Origin of the sequence: Citrobacter sp. Cpo015, assembly GCF_030333035.1 — a bacterium.
Taxonomy (GTDB): domain Bacteria; phylum Pseudomonadota; class Gammaproteobacteria; order Enterobacterales; family Enterobacteriaceae; genus Citrobacter; species Citrobacter portucalensis.
The window spans coordinates 261,811-277,925 of sequence record NZ_JAOWGS010000031.1 but is presented as its reverse complement, the minus strand read 5'-3'; the positions used below and the strand labels follow the sequence as shown (position 1 = coordinate 277,925).

Here is a 16,115-nt window from a genome sequence, read left to right as displayed (position 1 = left end):
CGTTATCCGGCAATATTCACTCAAGGGGTGTGAGTCATATTTTTTGGTAGACAAGGAGAGGCGCGTGAGGCGATTGCCGGGGATTTTACTGCTCACTGGAGCCGCATTCGTTGTCATCGCAGCGCTGCTGGTCAGTGGACTGCGCCTTGCGTTACCTCATCTTGATAGCTGGCGTCCGGCCATTCTTGGCAAGATTGAATCCGCCACAGGTCTGCCTGTTTCCGCTAGCCAGCTTTCTGCCAGCTGGCAAAATTTCGGTCCTACGCTTGAAGCGCGTAATATCCATGCGCAGCTGAAAGATGGGGGAGAATTTTCGGTAAAACGCGTCACGCTGGCGCTGGATGTCTGGCAAAGTTTGCTGCACATGCGCTGGCAGTTTCGCGATCTCACCTTCTGGCAACTGCAGTTGCGCACCAATACGCCTATCCAGCGCAGCGAAGGCGGAGATGGGATTGAAACCGGCCATCTCAGCGATCTCTTCCTGCGTCAGTTTGATCATTTCGATCTACGCGACAGCCATATCAGCTTTATAACCCTCTCAGGTCAACGTGCTGAACTGGCGATCCCCCAGCTTACCTGGTTGAATGGTAAAAATCGGCATCGCGCCGAGGGTCAGGTCAGCCTCTCCAGCCTGACCGGACAGCACGGCATTATGCAGGTGCGTATGGATCTGCGTGATGACGAAGGGCTGTTGAATAACGGTCGGGTCTGGCTGCAGGCAGACGACATCGACGTCAAACCATGGCTGGGCAAATGGATGCAGGATAATGTCGCGCTACAAACCGCGCGTTTTAGCCTGGAAGCATGGATGACGATCAGCAAAGGCGTCGTTTCTGGCGGTGATGTCTGGCTGAAAAAAGGCGGGGCAAGTTGGCTGGGTGAAAATCGTACGCATACGCTTTCCGTCGATAATCTGACGGCGCACATCAGCCGTGAAGAGCCGGGCTGGCAATTCTCTATTCCCGATACGCGTATCACCATGGATGATAAGCCCTGGCCTAGCGGGGCATTAACGCTGGCCTGGATCCCTGAGCAGGAAGTCGGTGGTGAGAATAACAAACGCAGTGATGAGCTACGCATTCGAGCCAGTAATCTGGAACTGGCCGGGTTAGAAGGACTGCGTCCGATGGCGTCTAGGCTATCGCCTGCGCTGGGTGATATCTGGCGGGCCACGCAACCCAGCGGCAAAATAGACGTGCTTGCGCTGGATATCCCGTTACAGGCGACAGAAAAAACCCGCTTCCTGTCCTCGTGGACCGATTTGGCCTGGAAACAGTGGAAGCTGCTGCCGGGGGCAGAACATTTCTCCGGTACGCTTGCGGGAAGCGTTGAAAATGGGGCGCTCACCGCCTCCATGAAACAAGCAAAAATGCCGTATGAAACCGTCTTCCGTGCGCCGCTGGAAATAGAGAACGGCGTGGCGACGCTAAGCTGGCTGAAGAATGATAAAGGCTTCCAGTTAGACGGGCGCAACATTGATGTTAAAGCGAAAGCGGTACATGCGCGCGGTGGTTTTCGCTATCTGCAACCGGCTGATGATGAGCCATGGTTGGGCATTCTGGCCGGTATCAGCACCGACGATGGCTCCCAGGCCTGGCGCTATTTCCCGGAAAACCTGATGGGTAAGGATCTGGTTGACTACCTCAGCGGCGCTATTCAGGGCGGCGAAGCGGATAACGCCACGCTGGTGTATGGCGGTAACCCGAATCTGTTCCCGTATCTGCACAATGAAGGGCAGTTTCAGGTCCTGGTGCCGCTACGCAATGCGAAATTTGCTTTCCAGCCCGACTGGCCTGCGCTAACCGATCTTAATATCGAACTAAACTTCATTAACGATGGCCTGTGGATGAAGACGGATAGCGTCAATCTAGGCGGCGTGAAGGCCAGTAACCTGACGGCTAATATTCCCGACTATGCAAAAGAAAAGCTGCTGATTGATGCCGATATCAACGGGCCAGGCAAGGCGGTTGGACCTTATTTTGATGAGACTCCGTTGAAGGATTCTCTCGGCGCCACGCTGGAACAGTTGCAAATTGACGGTGATGTGAATGCTCGCTTACATCTTGATATTCCGCTAGACGGCTCGCTGGTTACCGCCAAAGGCGACGTCAACCTGCGTAATAACAGCTTGTTTATTAAACCACTCGACAGCACGCTGAAGAATTTGAATGGTAAATTCAGCTTTATCAACGGCGATCTGAAGAGCGAGCCGATGACGGCGAACTGGTTTAATCAGCCGCTGAACGTCGACTTCTCCACCACCGAAGGGGCGAAAGCCTATCAGGTAGCCGTGAACCTGCAAGGCGACTGGCAGCCAACCCGCATGGGGATTTTACCGGCGCAGGTCAACGATGCCTTAAGCGGCAGCATGGCGTGGAATGGCAAGGTGGGTATCGATCTTCCGTATCATGCCGGGCCGACTTACGACATTGAGCTAAAGGGTGACCTGAAGAATGTAAGTAGTCACTTACCTGCTCCGCTGAATAAAGCGCCCGGTGAAGCGTTGCCGGTGAATGTTAAGGCCAACGGTAATCTGCGCAGCTTTGAACTGACCGGTAATGCTGGCAGTAAGAACCACTTTAACAGCCGCTGGCTGCTGAATCAGAAACTGACGCTTGACCGCGCTATCTGGACGTCGGAAAGCCGTACCGTGCCCGCGTTACCCGATCAGCAAGGCATTGAGCTTAATCTTCCCCCTATGGATGGCGCGCAATGGCTGGCGTTGTTCCAAAAAGGCGCAGCGGATAACGTTGGCACTAATGCCAACTTCCCACAACGCATCACCGTGCGTACGCCATCGTTATCCCTGGGCGGTCAGCAGTGGAATAATTTGAGTATTGTGTCTGAGCCTGCGAGCAATGGCTCCATCGTGCAGGCGCAGGGTCGTGAAATTAACGCCACCCTGGCGATGCGCAATAATGCGCCATGGCTGGCCAATATTAAGTATCTTTACTACAACCCCAGCGCGGCGAAAGCGTCACCGGGCAACACATCAGCCTCGCCGTTTTCCGCCGTGGACAACTTCAGCTTCCGCGGCTGGCCGGACCTTCAGTTACGCTGTACCGAGTGCTGGATGTGGGGACAGAAATATGGGCGCATTGATGCCGATGTAGCAATTAAAGGCGACACGCTAACGTTGAGCAACGGTCTGTTGGATACGGGCTTTGCCAGACTGACCACCGATGGCGTGTGGGTGAATGCGCCGGGCAAAGAGCGAACGTCACTGAAGGGTAAACTGAGCGGCAGTAAAATTGACTCCGCTGCCAGTTTCTTTGGCGTATCGACCCCGATTCGTAACTCTTCGTTTAACGTGGAGTATGACCTGCACTGGCGTAACCCGCCATGGGATCCGGACGAAGCTTCGCTTAATGGGATTTTGCGTACCCGGTTGGGCAAAGGTGAGCTTACAGAACTCAGCACCGGACATGCGGGGCAACTATTACGACTGCTGAGCTTTGATGCGTTGCTACGTAAACTGCGTTTTGATTTTAGCGATACCTTCAGTGAAGGTTTCTATTTCGACTCGATTCGCAGTACGGCGTGGATCAAAGATGGTGTGATGCATACCGACGACACGCTGGTGGATGGTCTGGAGGCAGACATTGCGATGAAAGGCTCAGTGAACCTGGTCCGTCGGGAGCTGGATATGGAAGCCATTGTCGCGCCTGAAATTTCCGCCACCGTAGGGGTTGCCGCTGCGTTTGCTGTCAACCCGATTGTCGGCGCGGCGGTATTTGCTGCCAGTAAGGTTCTGGGGCCATTATGGAGCAAAGTTTCGATTCTGCGCTATCGCATTACCGGTCCGGTTGATAAACCGCAGATTAACGAAGTTCTGCGTCAGCCGCGCAAAGAAAGCCAGCAATGATTTGACGGGGGCGAGTAATTGCCCCAATCTCAGTACAGTGATCTTCTACCGCAGTCCGTAGGCCGGAAAAGGCGTTCACGCCGCCATCCGGCATTGAAGTGCCTGATGGCGACGCTGGCGCGTTTTATCAGGCCTACAACAGAAACTAATGAGTACCAAAACGATGAGTCTGAACCTGGTAAGTGAACAATTGCTAGCGGCGAATGGCCTGAAACATCAGGATCTGTTTGCCATTCTGGGCCAACTGGCCGAACGCCGTCTTGACTACGGCGATCTCTATTTTCAGTCGAGCTATCACGAATCCTGGGTTTTAGAAGACCGCATCATTAAAGACGGCTCTTACAATATCGATCAGGGTGTTGGCGTGCGCGCCATCAGCGGCGAAAAAACAGGGTTTGCCTATGCAGACCAGATTAGCCTGCTGGCGTTGGAGCAAAGTGCTCATGCTGCCCGTACTATCGTGCGTGACAGCGGTGACGGCAAAGTAAAAACGCTGGGAGCGGTCGAGCATCAGGCGCTTTACACTTCGGTTGATCCGTTACAGAGCATGAGCCGCGAAGAGAAACTGGATATTCTGCGTCGCGTTGATAGCGTGGCCCGTGCCGCCGACAAACGCGTCCAGGAAGTAACCGCCAGCCTGACCGGTGTTTATGAACTGATCCTGGTAGCAGCGACCGACGGTACGTTGGCCGCTGATGTTCGTCCGCTGGTACGCCTGTCCGTAAGCGTACAGGTCGAAGAGGACGGTAAGCGCGAGCGCGGTGCCAGCGGTGGTGGCGGTCGTTTTGGCTATGACTATTTCCTTGGCGACCTTGATGGTGAAGTCCGTGCTGACGCTTGGGCGAAAGAAGCCGTACGCATGGCGTTAGTTAATTTGTCCGCGATAGCAGCGCCTGCTGGTACGCTGCCGGTAGTACTCGGTGCTGGCTGGCCTGGCGTTCTGCTGCATGAAGCGGTCGGTCATGGTCTGGAAGGTGACTTTAACCGCCGTGGTACCTCGGTATTCAGCGGTCACATGGGTGAGCTGGTGGCGTCGGAACTGTGTACCGTTGTGGATGATGGCACAATGGCGGACCGTCGTGGCTCTGTGGCTATTGATGATGAAGGCACACCGGGTCAGTACAACGTGCTGATCGAAAACGGTATTCTGAAAGGCTACATGCAGGACAAACTGAACGCGCGCCTGATGGGCGTCGCGCCAACGGGTAACGGTCGCCGTGAATCTTACGCGCACCTGCCGATGCCACGCATGACCAACACCTACATGCTGCCGGGGAAATCCACGCCGCAGGAAATCATCGAATCCGTTGAATACGGCATTTATGCGCCTAACTTCGGCGGCGGCCAGGTGGATATCACCTCCGGGAAATTCGTGTTCTCGACGTCTGAAGCGTATCTGATTGAAAACGGTAAAGTAACCAAACCGGTGAAAGGCGCGACGCTGATTGGGTCTGGTATCGAAGCGATGCAGCAGATTTCAATGGTAGGTAACGACCTGAAGCTGGATAACGGGGTTGGTGTGTGCGGTAAAGAAGGGCAGAGCCTGCCGGTGGGCGTGGGCCAGCCGACGCTGAAGGTGGATAACCTGACGGTAGGTGGTACTGCATAACATCATGATGTATGCCCGATAAGCACCAGTGCTATCGGGCATCTTTCCGGACGCGGCGTCAACGCCTTATCCGGCCAATACTCTTTTTATTTCTCTTTTCCCCGGCCGTACATCCCCTGAAAAAGCTGCGCTACATCGACAAAATACTCCGTCAGATAGTTAATCACCACCTGGACCTTGAGCGGCAGTTTGTCTTTTTCGGTATATAGCGCATAGACCGGACGCGGATCCGACTGGTAGCGGGGAAGGAGGATCTCCACTTCGCCACGATTGATCTCATTGATCACCCACATCAGCGGCACATAGGCAATGCCCGCACCCGCAGCCAGCCAGCGCACCAATGTCATCGGATCGTTAGTCACAAAACGACCCTCTGGGATCAAGCGGGTGGAAATTCCTTCCGGAGCGATAAGCTCGAATTCATTATCCGGGCGCACGCTGTATTCCAGCCACGAGTGGTTGCTGAGATCGGCGGGTTTCTCCGGGGCACCAAACTGTGCGAGATAGCTTTTAGCCGCGCAGACTACCATCGGCATGGCACCCAGGCGACGCGAGAACAGACTGGAGTCCTGCAACGCACCGACGCGGATGACCACGTCCAGACCATCGGCGATTAAATCCGGTGCCGGGATGCCTGTTACCAGATTTACCGTCAGACCGGGGTATTCCTTCAGCATTGTCGCGGTCAATCCGGCGAGGACATTTTGTGCCATGGTTGAAGAACAACCAATGCGCAGTGTGCCGATGGGCGTGTTGTTAAAGGCATAAAGCTGCTCGTGAACATCCTGCGCTTCGTGCAGCATTCTCCGGCAGCCCTGGTAGTAAATTTTACCGGCTTCGGTCAGCCCAATGCTGCGTGTACTGCGGTTTAGCAGCTTAACCTGTAGCTCATCTTCCAGTTTGGAGACCGTCTGGCTTATCGATGAAACGCTCATTTGTAGCTGTCTTGCGGCGGCGGTGAAGGAGCCCAGTTCGACGACTTTGGCGAACACCGACATACGTTTTAATCGTTCCATTGTTCACTCTGGCTTAAAAGTGATTTAGATCACATAATATAGATAACAGCATAACAGTTACGTTAATATATTATTATTCAAATAACAGCTATGTCGCTCTCGCCTGGCTCATCCTTGCCCTTCTCTGCGGTGACATACGCTAGAAAATCTATCACCTGCACTCTCTTAAGTTACCAAGGTCAACATGAGTCTGTTTCCCGTTATCGTGGTGTTTGGTTTGTCCTTCCCACCGATTTTTTTCGAATTACTTTTGTCACTGGCGATTTTCTGGCTGGTGCGCCGGATGCTGGTTCCAACCGGCATCTATGATTTTGTCTGGCATCCGGCTCTGTTTAACACCGCGCTGTATTGCTGCCTGTTCTATTTAATAACGCGCCTGTTCGTTTGAGGTTGAAGTGAAAACACTAACAAAAAAACTCTCCCGTACGGCCACGACTCTCGTACTGGTCATTCTGGCCTTCATCGCTATTTTTCGCGCATGGGTGTATTACACCGAGTCGCCATGGACACGTGATGCGCGTTTCAGCGCAGATGTCGTCGCTATTGCGCCGGATGTTGCGGGTCTTATTTCCAACGTTAACGTCCATGATAACCAACTGGTGAAAAAGGATCAGATTCTGTTCACCATCGATCAGCCACGCTATAAGAAAGCCCTTGAGCAGGCCGAAGCTGATGTTTCTTATTATCAGGTTCTGGCCCAGGAAAAACGCCAGGAGGCTGGCCGTCGTAACCGCCTGGGCGTGCAGGCCATGTCTCGTGAAGAGATTGACCAGTCAAACAACGTCCTGCAAACCGTATTACACCAGCTTGCGAAAGCACAAGCGACCCGCGACCTGGCAAAATTAGATCTGGAACGTACCGTCATTCGCGCACCAGCAGACGGTTGGGTCACTAACCTGAACGTTTATAGCGGCGAATTTATTACGCGTGGTTCCACAGCGGTGGCACTGGTCAAACAGCATTCTTTCTATGTGCTGGCTTATATGGAAGAAACCAAACTAGAAGGCGTTCGCCCTGGTTATCGCGCTGAGATCACCCCGTTGGGCAGTAATAATGTCTTAAAAGGCACCGTTGATAGCGTGGCGGCGGGGGTAACAAATGCCAGCAGTACGCAGGATGCAAAAGGTATGGCGACCATTGATTCAAATCTGGAATGGGTGCGCCTGGCGCAGCGTGTACCGGTGCGAATCCGTCTTGATGAGCAGCAGGGAACTCTGTGGCCTGCCGGGACAACTGCTACCGTTGTCATTACCGGTAAGCAGGACCGTGATGCAAGCCAGGAGTCCTTCTTCCGTAAAATGGCGCACCGCCTGCGCGAGTTTGGTTAATCGTGATGGGTATTTTCTCCATTGCCAACCAGCATATCCGCTTTGCGGTAAAACTGGCGTGCGCGATTGTACTAGCGCTGTTCGTTGGTTTTCACTTCCAACTTGAGACTCCGCGTTGGGCGGTACTGACTGCGGCCATTGTGGCGGCAGGCCCGGCCTTTGCTGCGGGTGGGGAACCCTATTCAGGGGCTATCCGCTATCGCGGCATGCTGCGTATTGTCGGGACATTTATCGGTTGTATTGCCGGACTGATCATTATCATCAGTATGATCCGCGCTCCGTTATTGATGATCCTGGTGTGCTGTATCTGGGCCGGTTTTTGTACCTGGATCTCGTCACTGGTGAAGATCGAAAACTCCTATGCCTGGGGGCTTTCGGGCTATACGGCGCTGATCATCGTCATTACCATTCAGGCCGAACCGCTGCTGACGCCGCAATTTGCGCTCGAACGTTGCAGTGAAATTGTGATGGGGATTGTCTGTGCCATTGTGGCCGATCTACTTTTCTCTCCCCGTTCGATAAAACAAGAGATTGATGTTGAGCTGGATAGCCTGCTGGTGGCGCAATATCAACTGATGCAGTTGTGCATTAAGCACGGCGACAGCGAGGTTGTGGATAAAGCCTGGGGCGATTTAGTCCGTCGTACGGCAGCGCTGGAAGGTATGCGCAGTAACCTGAATATGGAGTCTTCACGCTGGGGGCGTGCTAACCGCAGGCTTAAAGCATTAAACACGCTGTCGCTCACGCTCATCACGCAGTCCTGTGAAACTTACCTTATTCAAAATACCCGCCCGGAACTTATCACCGACACCTTCCGCGAGTTGTTCGATACGCCGGTTGAAACGGTGCAGGATGTCCACAAACAGTTGAAGCGGATGCGTCGGGTGATTGCCTGGACCGGCGAGCGCGAAACGCCGGTCACCATATACAGCTGGGCGGGGGCCGCGACGCGCTACCTGCTGCTCAAACGTGGTGTGGTGAGTAATACCAAGATTAGCGCTACGGAAGAAGAGATCCTGCAAGGTGAGCCGGTGGTGAAAGTGGAGTCTGCCGAGCGTCATCATGCGATGGTTAACTTCTGGCGTACCACGCTTTCTTGTGTGCTGGGGACATTATTCTGGCTATGGACCGGATGGACTTCCGGCAGCGGTGCAATGGTGATGATTGCGGTCGTCACCTCGCTGGCAATGCGTTTGCCAAATCCTCGCATGGTGGCGATAGACTTTATCTATGGGACGTTGGCAGCGTTACCGCTCGGAGCGCTCTATTTCCTGGTGATTATCCCTAATACGCAACAAAGCATGCTGTTACTGTGCCTGAGCCTGGCGGTGCTGGGATTCTTTCTGGGGATTGAGGTACAGAAACGACGGTTGGGATCGATGGGGGCGCTGGCCAGCACCATTAATATCATTGTGCTGGATAACCCGATGACCTTCCACTTTAGCCAGTTCCTTGATAGTGCGCTGGGGCAGATTGTTGGCTGCGTGTTGGCGTTTATCGTCATTCTGCTGGTGCGTGATAACTCTCGTGACAGAACAGGCCGCGTATTGCTCAACCAGTTTGTTTCGGCGGCGGTTTCAGCAATGACCACCAATGTAGTCCGTCGTAAAGAAAATCATCTTCCGGCACTTTATCAGCAGCTGTTTTTGCTGATGAACAAGTTTCCCGGCGATCTGGCGAAGTTTCGCCTGGCGCTGACGATGATCATCGCGCACCAGCGCCTGCGTGATGCACCGGTACCGGTAAACGAGGATCTATCCGCATTCCATCGTCAGCTTCGTCGTACTGCCGATCACGTAATTTCAGCAGGAAATGACGACAAGCGCCGACGCTACTTTAGCCAGTTACTGGAGGAGCTTGAGGTTTACCAGGAGAAATTAATCATCTGGCAAGCACCGCCTCAGGTGACCGAGCCGGTAAAACGACTCAGTGGGATGCTGCACAAATACCAGCATGCGCTGGTCAGTAATTAAGAGTTGAAAACCGACGCTAAAAGCGTCGGTTTTTTTATGGCTATACTTACCTGAAAATGCGAGAGACCCCTGGATATTGGCGGTCTGTAGAGTAGCTGGCGTCGGGATGGTGGCTATAGATGAACATCTATACATTTGATTTTGACGAGATAGAAGATCAGGGCGATTTCTATCGCGAGTTCACGCGCACGTTCGGTCTGGCCCGGGAAAAGGTGGTTGATTTGGATTCTCTGTGGGAGGTGGTGATCGGGGAAGTCTTGCCGCTGCCGCTGGAGATTGAATTTGTCCATTTACCGGACAAGCTGCGCAGGCGATACGGCGCGTTGATTTTACTGTTCGATGAAGCGGAAGAAGAGCTGGAAGGGCAGTTGCGTTTTAACGTTCGTCACTCAATGTAAGACATAAAAAAGCCCCCGGCAGGCGGGGGCAAGTCGTCGGACTTAGACGACGAGGGTTTATTTGTAGAGTTCTGCAGTAGCGTGCCAGTGAGCACCTTCACGGAGTTCGGTGACGCGATAGCTGCTGGCGCCTGCTTTTTCAGCTTTAGCGGCGATGGCCTGACGCATGTCCATTGGTGAACTACCGATCTGAGAGACGGAGACGCTACCGATGGATTGCAGATTCTGTGCTTCTTGTGAGTTCACCTGAGTAACCGCGGCGCTTGCACCGAAGGAGAGAACAGAAAGAAGGCTTAAGGTTGCAATAGTAGTTTTGATTTTCATGATATTTACCTCGTCGAATTCTTTTATTGGGGGTCTGTGTTTCGTGACCCTCATCACAAAATCAAGTATACACTAATCACCCAATAAATTAATACCACGCTAATTGTTTCACTGGGTTTTGAGTGTTAAGAAAATGATTTTTTATAACTCAATGGAATTAAAAAGAGCATTTCAAACAGCTTATACAAAATAAATTTAATTAAATCATGTAGATGCTTTATTTTGCAAAATGTGCGTTTTTAAGGCTGCATATTCACCATGTGAATGTGTTTTGATGGTTAAACGCACCATTTGTTAAATCAATAGCAGTGGAAAAGAGAAGGAGGGGGATGAAAAGAGAGTGTTTTCCCCCGCCGCGAGGCGACGGGGAGGCGGTATTACAGTTCTTGTTCGAACAGTTCCAGAATGGCTTCGTACAGATCTTTTACCGTAAAACCCTTAGCTGGGGTGGTGAAGATGGTATCGTCACCTGCAATCGTACCCAGGATACCTTCCGCTTTCCCCAATGAGTCCAGCAGACGTGCAATCAACTGAGCAGCGCCGGGGCTGGTATGAATAACTACGACCGCATCGTTATAGTCGATATCCAACACCAGATTTTTCAGCGGGCTTGAGGTCGTGGGTACGCCCAGCTCCGCCGGAAGACAGTACACCATTTCCATTTTCGCATTGCGGGTACGCACGGCGCCAAATTTGGTCAGCATGCGTGAAACCTTGGACTGATTGATATTATCAAAGCCCTGATCCTGCAACGCGAGGACGATTTCGCCTTGAGAGCTGAACTTTTCTTCTTTAAGCAGCGCTTTAAACGCCTTTACTAATTCTTCTTGTTTTGCCGAGCTTCGCATAAGTCACCCGTAATATGGCGGTAGAAACAACATTATTGTGCATACAGATGAATTTTTATGCAAACAGTCTGCCTTGTTCAAGGCTGAAATAATGTTATGAAAGAGCGGAATTTTATCAAATTTCGTTATCAAGAAACATGCCTGTGTCACGGCTCGCAAATAAGGTTAAAAGTAAATTAAATGTTATCAAATTGATGTTGTTTTGAGAGGCGGGTAGGGTATATTGTCAGCACCTGTTGGAAAGTTGCTCTACTGTGTGGGTGGTTTTGAATTACGTAACTTAGGTTTTATTTTACGTAAGTTAAATGCATAAAAGCCAAATTTGCGTGACTACGCATTCTTGACGCGTGGTTGTTGTATTCATTGGATTTGTGAATTAAGGTCGCCGCCGCGGAGCAATAGACATTTTGCTTATCAATATAATAAGGAGTTTAGGATGAAAGTTGCAGTCCTCGGCGCTGCTGGTGGTATCGGTCAGGCGCTAGCATTACTGTTAAAAACCCAACTGCCTTCAGGTTCAGAACTCTCCCTGTACGACATCGCTCCAGTAACACCTGGTGTGGCCGTTGATTTGAGCCATATCCCTACTGCTGTGAAAATCAAAGGCTTCAGCGGCGAAGATGCTACCCCTGCACTGGAAGGTGCTGATGTGGTACTGATCTCTGCGGGTGTCGCACGTAAACCGGGTATGGATCGTTCCGACCTGTTCAACGTCAACGCCGGTATCGTGAAGAACCTGGTGCAGCAAGTTGCTAAAACCTGCCCGAAAGCGTGTATCGGTATCATCACCAACCCGGTGAATACTACCGTTGCTATCGCTGCAGAAGTGCTGAAAAAAGCAGGCGTATACGATAAGAACAAACTGTTTGGCGTGACCACGCTGGACATCATCCGCTCCAACACCTTTGTTGCGGAACTGAAAGGCAAACAACCAGGCGACGTTGAAGTTCCGGTTATTGGCGGCCATTCTGGCGTGACCATCCTGCCACTGCTGTCACAAATTCCTGGCGTAAGCTTCACCGAACAAGAAGCAGCTGACCTGACTAAACGTATCCAGAATGCGGGTACTGAAGTTGTGGAAGCCAAAGCCGGTGGCGGTTCTGCAACCCTGTCTATGGGTCAGGCTGCTGCACGTTTCGGCCTGTCCCTGGTTCGCGCATTGAGCGGCGAAAAAGGTGTGGTTGAATGTGCTTACGTTGAAGGCGACGGCCAGTATGCTCGTTTCTTCTCTCAGCCGCTGCTGCTGGGTAAAAACGGCGTAGAAGAGCGTCAGTCTATCGGCAAGCTGAGCGCGTTTGAACAAAGCTCGCTGGAAGGCATGCTGGATACGCTGAAAAAAGATATCACACTGGGCGAAGAGTTCGTTAAGTAACGCGAGAGAGGCCTGCGTGTATTTGTAGGCCTGATAAGCGTAGCGCCATCAGGCATTACGTACTAACTCTCTACGATACCGCCTAATAAAAACCGGAGCCAACATGCTCCGGTTTTTTTATGGTCAGTAGGCCGCCAGACGTGACGTTAATTGGTGGCTGGGTATTCCTGGATCGTTACCTGCAGCGTCAACTGTTTGTCATCACGCATCACGACAACGGAGATAACTGAACCTGGTCGAATCTCTGCCACCTGGTCCATCGTTTCCAGCGCAGACACCGCCGGTTTGTTATTGACCGAGATAATCAGATCGTTAACCTGAATGCCTGCCTGTGCTGCCGGACCATCCGGGGAAACTTCGTTAACCACAATCCCCTGAATTTGATCCATCCCGCCGCCCTGAGCGTGCAGTGGTGCAATTTCGCGACCGCTGATACCGATGTAGCCACGAATCACGCGCCCGTCACGAATCAGCTTATCCATGATTTTGGTCGCCAACTGAAACGGAATGGCAAAGCCGATCCCTTCCGGGGTTTCGCCATCGTTGCTCTTATCAAATGACAGCGTGTTAATCCCCATCAATTCACCCAGTGAGTTGACCAGCGCACCGCCGGAGTTTCCGTGGTTGATGGAAGCATCTGTTTGCAGGAAGTTTTGCCGTCCTGTCGGGTTCAGGCCAATTCGACCGGTGGCGCTGATGATCCCCTGAGTGATGGTTTGCCCAAGGTTGTACGGGTTACCGATGGCGAGTACCACGTCACCAATGTGTGGCACGCGTTTGTTATTAATTGGGATTGTTGGCAGCCCGCCAGTGGCGTTGATTTTCAGCACCGCAAGGTCGGTTAACGTATCAGACCCCACAAGCAGCGCTTCAAATACGCGGCCGTCCTGCAATGCGACGATGATTTGGTCGGCATCGTTAATGACGTGCTTATTGGTAATGATATAGCCGCGCTGATCCATGATAACGCCTGAGCCGAGCGTGCGGATCTCAAGCTGGTTGTGCGCGGTACTGTTCATACTGCGGTTATAAACGTTCACGACGGCAGGCGCTGCGCGGCGAACCGCCGGGTTATAGCTAGCGGGCGTTTCATCTGCACTGTCGAACTGCGGTGCGGTAAGCGTATTAATTTTTCGCAGAGAGGGCATCGCGGCCAGCAGGATGGCGCCGACGATTAAACCAATCGCGACCGAACGTAAAAGCTTCACAAACATGATGGCGGCGTCATTAATAAAGGGAACGGCAGCAGCATATCACGAGTTTACCGGACATCACACGAGGGGCTGATGTCCGGTTGCATGCGTTAACGCAGGAGCAGGTAAATACTCTCGTTACCGCGCACCACCTGCAGAGCAATGATCGACGGTTTCGCTTCCAGCACTTTTCGCATTTCGGCGATTGAGTTTACGCGATCGCGGTTAACGCCAATGATAACGTCATCTTTATGCAGACCGGCCTGTGCTGCAGGGCTGCTTTTTTCTACGTTATCAATTCTGATGCCTTTGGTGCCGTCTTTTAACTGACCATCGCTGAGCGTGGCCCCTTGCAACGCAGGCGCAATCATCTCTGCGCTGGCGGACGATGATGTGCTGGTATCGAGGGTGACTTCAACCTCGAGCGGTTTACCGTTACGCAGCAGGCCCAGTTTGACCTTGGTCCCAGGTTCAGTTGTCGCAATGCGTGAACGCAGTTCGGCGAAGCTGTTGAGCGGTTTACCGTTGAGGCTGGTAATGACGTCACCTGATTTCACCCCTGCTTTTGCGGAGCCGGAGTTAGGCAGAACCTCACTGACAAACGCGCCACGCTGTACGTCCAGTTTGAACGCTTTGGCGATATCCGAGGTCATTTCGGTGCCTTTGATACCCAACAGACCGCGTTTGATTTCACCAAACTGCATCAGCTGCTGTGCCAGCGTGCGCGCCATGTTGCTCGGGATTGCAAAACCAATCCCGATGCTGCCGCCGCCGGGGGCCAGAATCGCGGTGTTAATACCGATCAGCTCACCGTTCAGGTTGAGCAATGCGCCGCCGGAGTTACCGCGGTTGATGGAGGCATCAGTCTGAATAAAGTTTTCCAGACCTTCCAGGTTCAACCCACTGCGACCCAAGGCAGATACAATGCCGGAGGTGGCTGTTTGACCCAAACCGAACGGGTTACCCACAGCCACCGCGAAATCACCCACGCGGAGTTTGTCGGAGTCAGCAATGGCAATTTGCGTCAGGTTGCTGGGGTGCTGAATTTGTAGCAGTGCGATATCGCTCTGATCGTCGCTGCCGATAAGCTTAGCGTCGAACTCACGGCCATCATTAAGCTGAACGCTGATTTTTTGCGCCTGATTAATAACGTGGTTATTGGTCAGAACGTAGCCTTTGGCTGCGTCAATGATGACCCCTGAACCCAGCCCTTCAAAGGGTTGTGACGGTTGATCGGGAAGTTCATCACCAAAAAACTTTTTGAACTCTTCCGGGACTTTCTGCCCCTGAGTGGCTGTACCTTCAACCCTTACGCTCACCACGGCAGGTAACACTTTCTCCAGCATCGGAGCGAGGCTGGGAAGCGCAGCCTGACCTGGAACCTGGCCGGGAATAGACGCTGCGGCCGGGAATGGCGCCGAGAGAGTTAACCCGACACTTAACGCTAATGCACTCAACAGCTGGGTTTGTTTTTTCATGGATCCTGCTCTCGTACCTTGAGTAAACGGAAGATGATTCAAAACAGGTTGATGTTATTGAATTTTCGGTTTGGTCACAATGCGGCTAACGACTAAATAATAGCTGGGACAGGAAGAGAAGCGGAGGGCGCAATTGCTGCGCCCAATAAATTTCTTAACGATGTGCGGTTAGTCGCGCTTTGCGCCGCTACGCAGCAGGCCGGATGCCCCTTCAGAATAGTCGCGTGGCATTTGAACCGGCGCCTGATCGTTGCCTGCTTCAGACTCTGCCAGACGGTTACGGAACGGGTTGTTTTCCGGCGACATACCCGGCAGCAGGTTGCTGGAGCTTTTCGCCATGTGCTGGTAAATCTGACGATAATCGTCCGCCATGTTATCCAGCAATTCAGCGCTGCGGGCAAAGTGGCTCACCAGCTCTTCGCGGTACTCTTCCAGCTCAGCTTTATTTTTTTCCAGTTCGTACTGCAATGCCTGCTGTTGGCGTAATTTACGATTACCAAAACGCATGGCTACAGCACCAATAATGATACCGACGACTAACCCAATTAGCGCATATTCCCAGGTCATGAACATCTCCCGTTGTCTTGTGTTTCCGTAGGGTGTTGGCTTTAGGCTCCATGCCTGCGCCTGATTATGCCACTATAACCGCTAATCCCGTAGAAGTGGAATCCCGTGTTTATATCACGTAATGTAGAACGGCCTTTTTTTCGT

General features: G+C 52.4%; 13 protein-coding genes. 7 read left to right on the top strand and 6 right to left on the bottom strand.

Features of this window, described 5'->3' with window-relative positions; genetic code table 11:
• Nucleotides 1-64: 64 nt before the first annotated feature.
• Nucleotides 65-3,865 (top strand): AsmA2 domain-containing protein YhdP, encoded by a 3,801-nt coding sequence (yhdP, locus tag OGY67_RS12380; protein WP_286574004.1) that lies wholly within the window; start codon nt 65-67, stop codon nt 3,863-3,865.
• 163 nt (nt 3,866-4,028) lie between these two features.
• Nucleotides 4,029-5,474, top strand: coding sequence for a metalloprotease TldD (gene tldD, locus OGY67_RS12375; RefSeq protein ID WP_057067987.1), 1,446 nt, complete (start codon nt 4,029-4,031; stop codon nt 5,472-5,474).
• A gap of 86 nt (nt 5,475-5,560) precedes the next feature.
• Here the strand turns inward: tldD and aaeR are convergent, their stop codons facing one another.
• The gene (gene aaeR, locus OGY67_RS12370) at nt 5,561-6,490 is read right to left on the bottom strand and encodes an HTH-type transcriptional activator AaeR (protein ID WP_008785957.1); all 930 of its coding nucleotides are present in this window, start codon (nt 6,488-6,490) and stop codon (nt 5,561-5,563) included.
• Nucleotides 6,491-6,674: 184 nt separating this feature from the next.
• Between aaeR and aaeX the strand changes: the two genes are divergently transcribed.
• The 4 genes from aaeX (at nt 6,675) to OGY67_RS12350 (ending at nt 10,189) form a co-directional block, all read left to right on the top strand.
• The gene (gene aaeX, locus OGY67_RS12365; RefSeq protein ID WP_003828816.1) at nt 6,675-6,878 is read left to right on the top strand and encodes a p-hydroxybenzoic acid efflux pump operon protein AaeX; all 204 of its coding nucleotides are present in this window, start codon (nt 6,675-6,677) and stop codon (nt 6,876-6,878) included.
• A 7-nt stretch (nt 6,879-6,885) separates the two neighbouring features.
• Nucleotides 6,886-7,818: a p-hydroxybenzoic acid efflux pump subunit AaeA gene (gene aaeA / locus OGY67_RS12360; protein ID WP_057067981.1), complete on the top strand. Its 933-nt coding sequence runs from the start codon at nt 6,886-6,888 to the stop codon at nt 7,816-7,818.
• A 5-nt stretch (nt 7,819-7,823) separates the two neighbouring features.
• On the top strand, nt 7,824-9,791 hold the full coding sequence (gene aaeB / locus OGY67_RS12355; RefSeq protein ID WP_286574003.1) for a p-hydroxybenzoic acid efflux pump subunit AaeB: 1,968 nt from the start codon (nt 7,824-7,826) through the stop codon (nt 9,789-9,791).
• 119 nt (nt 9,792-9,910) lie between these two features.
• A complete protein-coding gene (locus tag OGY67_RS12350) occupies nt 9,911-10,189 on the top strand; it encodes a barstar family protein (RefSeq protein ID WP_003025168.1) in 279 nt (92 codons plus the stop codon).
• Nucleotides 10,190-10,246: 57 nt separating this feature from the next.
• Here the strand turns inward: OGY67_RS12350 and yhcN are convergent, their stop codons facing one another.
• Both yhcN and argR read right to left on the bottom strand, forming a co-directional pair.
• On the bottom strand, nt 10,247-10,513 hold the full coding sequence (yhcN, locus tag OGY67_RS12345) for a peroxide/acid stress response protein YhcN (RefSeq protein ID WP_003828812.1): 267 nt from the start codon (nt 10,511-10,513) through the stop codon (nt 10,247-10,249).
• A gap of 377 nt (nt 10,514-10,890) precedes the next feature.
• Complete coding sequence (gene argR / locus OGY67_RS12340) at nt 10,891-11,361, bottom strand: transcriptional regulator ArgR (protein ID WP_003025162.1); 471 nt, start codon at nt 11,359-11,361, stop codon at nt 10,891-10,893.
• A gap of 436 nt (nt 11,362-11,797) precedes the next feature.
• Between argR and mdh the strand changes: the two genes are divergently transcribed.
• On the top strand, nt 11,798-12,733 hold the full coding sequence (mdh, locus tag OGY67_RS12335) for a malate dehydrogenase (protein WP_008785953.1): 936 nt from the start codon (nt 11,798-11,800) through the stop codon (nt 12,731-12,733).
• A 146-nt stretch (nt 12,734-12,879) separates the two neighbouring features.
• Here the strand turns inward: mdh and degS are convergent, their stop codons facing one another.
• The 3 genes from degS to zapG form a co-directional block, all read right to left on the bottom strand.
• The gene (gene degS / locus OGY67_RS12330) at nt 12,880-13,947 is read right to left on the bottom strand and encodes an outer membrane-stress sensor serine endopeptidase DegS (protein ID WP_008785952.1); all 1,068 of its coding nucleotides are present in this window, start codon (nt 13,945-13,947) and stop codon (nt 12,880-12,882) included.
• Nucleotides 13,948-14,036: 89 nt separating this feature from the next.
• Complete coding sequence (gene degQ / locus OGY67_RS12325) at nt 14,037-15,404, bottom strand: serine endoprotease DegQ (protein ID WP_008785951.1); 1,368 nt, start codon at nt 15,402-15,404, stop codon at nt 14,037-14,039.
• 168 nt (nt 15,405-15,572) lie between these two features.
• On the bottom strand, nt 15,573-15,971 hold the full coding sequence (gene zapG / locus OGY67_RS12320; RefSeq protein ID WP_003025147.1) for a Z-ring associated protein ZapG: 399 nt from the start codon (nt 15,969-15,971) through the stop codon (nt 15,573-15,575).
• Nucleotides 15,972-16,115 lie beyond the last annotated feature (144 nt).

Bases quoted from the DNA above. Each gene is read 5' to 3' on its own strand.
- tldD (WP_057067987.1), top strand. From the start codon at position 4,029: ATGAGTCTGAACCTGGTAAGTGAACAATTGCTAGCGGCGAATGGCCTG.
- aaeR (WP_008785957.1), bottom strand. From the start codon at position 6,490: ATGGAACGATTAAAACGTATGTCGGTGTTCGCCAAAGTCGTCGAACTG.
- aaeX (WP_003828816.1), top strand. From the start codon at position 6,675: ATGAGTCTGTTTCCCGTTATCGTGGTGTTTGGTTTGTCCTTCCCACCG.
- aaeB (WP_286574003.1), top strand. From the start codon at position 7,824: ATGGGTATTTTCTCCATTGCCAACCAGCATATCCGCTTTGCGGTAAAA.
- OGY67_RS12350 (WP_003025168.1), top strand. From the start codon at position 9,911: ATGAACATCTATACATTTGATTTTGACGAGATAGAAGATCAGGGCGAT.
- yhcN (WP_003828812.1), bottom strand. From the start codon at position 10,513: ATGAAAATCAAAACTACTATTGCAACCTTAAGCCTTCTTTCTGTTCTC.
- argR (WP_003025162.1), bottom strand. From the start codon at position 11,361: ATGCGAAGCTCGGCAAAACAAGAAGAATTAGTAAAGGCGTTTAAAGCG.
- mdh (WP_008785953.1), top strand. From the start codon at position 11,798: ATGAAAGTTGCAGTCCTCGGCGCTGCTGGTGGTATCGGTCAGGCGCTA.
- degS (WP_008785952.1), bottom strand. From the start codon at position 13,947: ATGTTTGTGAAGCTTTTACGTTCGGTCGCGATTGGTTTAATCGTCGGC.
- degQ (WP_008785951.1), bottom strand. From the start codon at position 15,404: ATGAAAAAACAAACCCAGCTGTTGAGTGCATTAGCGTTAAGTGTCGGG.
- zapG (WP_003025147.1), bottom strand. From the start codon at position 15,971: ATGACCTGGGAATATGCGCTAATTGGGTTAGTCGTCGGTATCATTATT.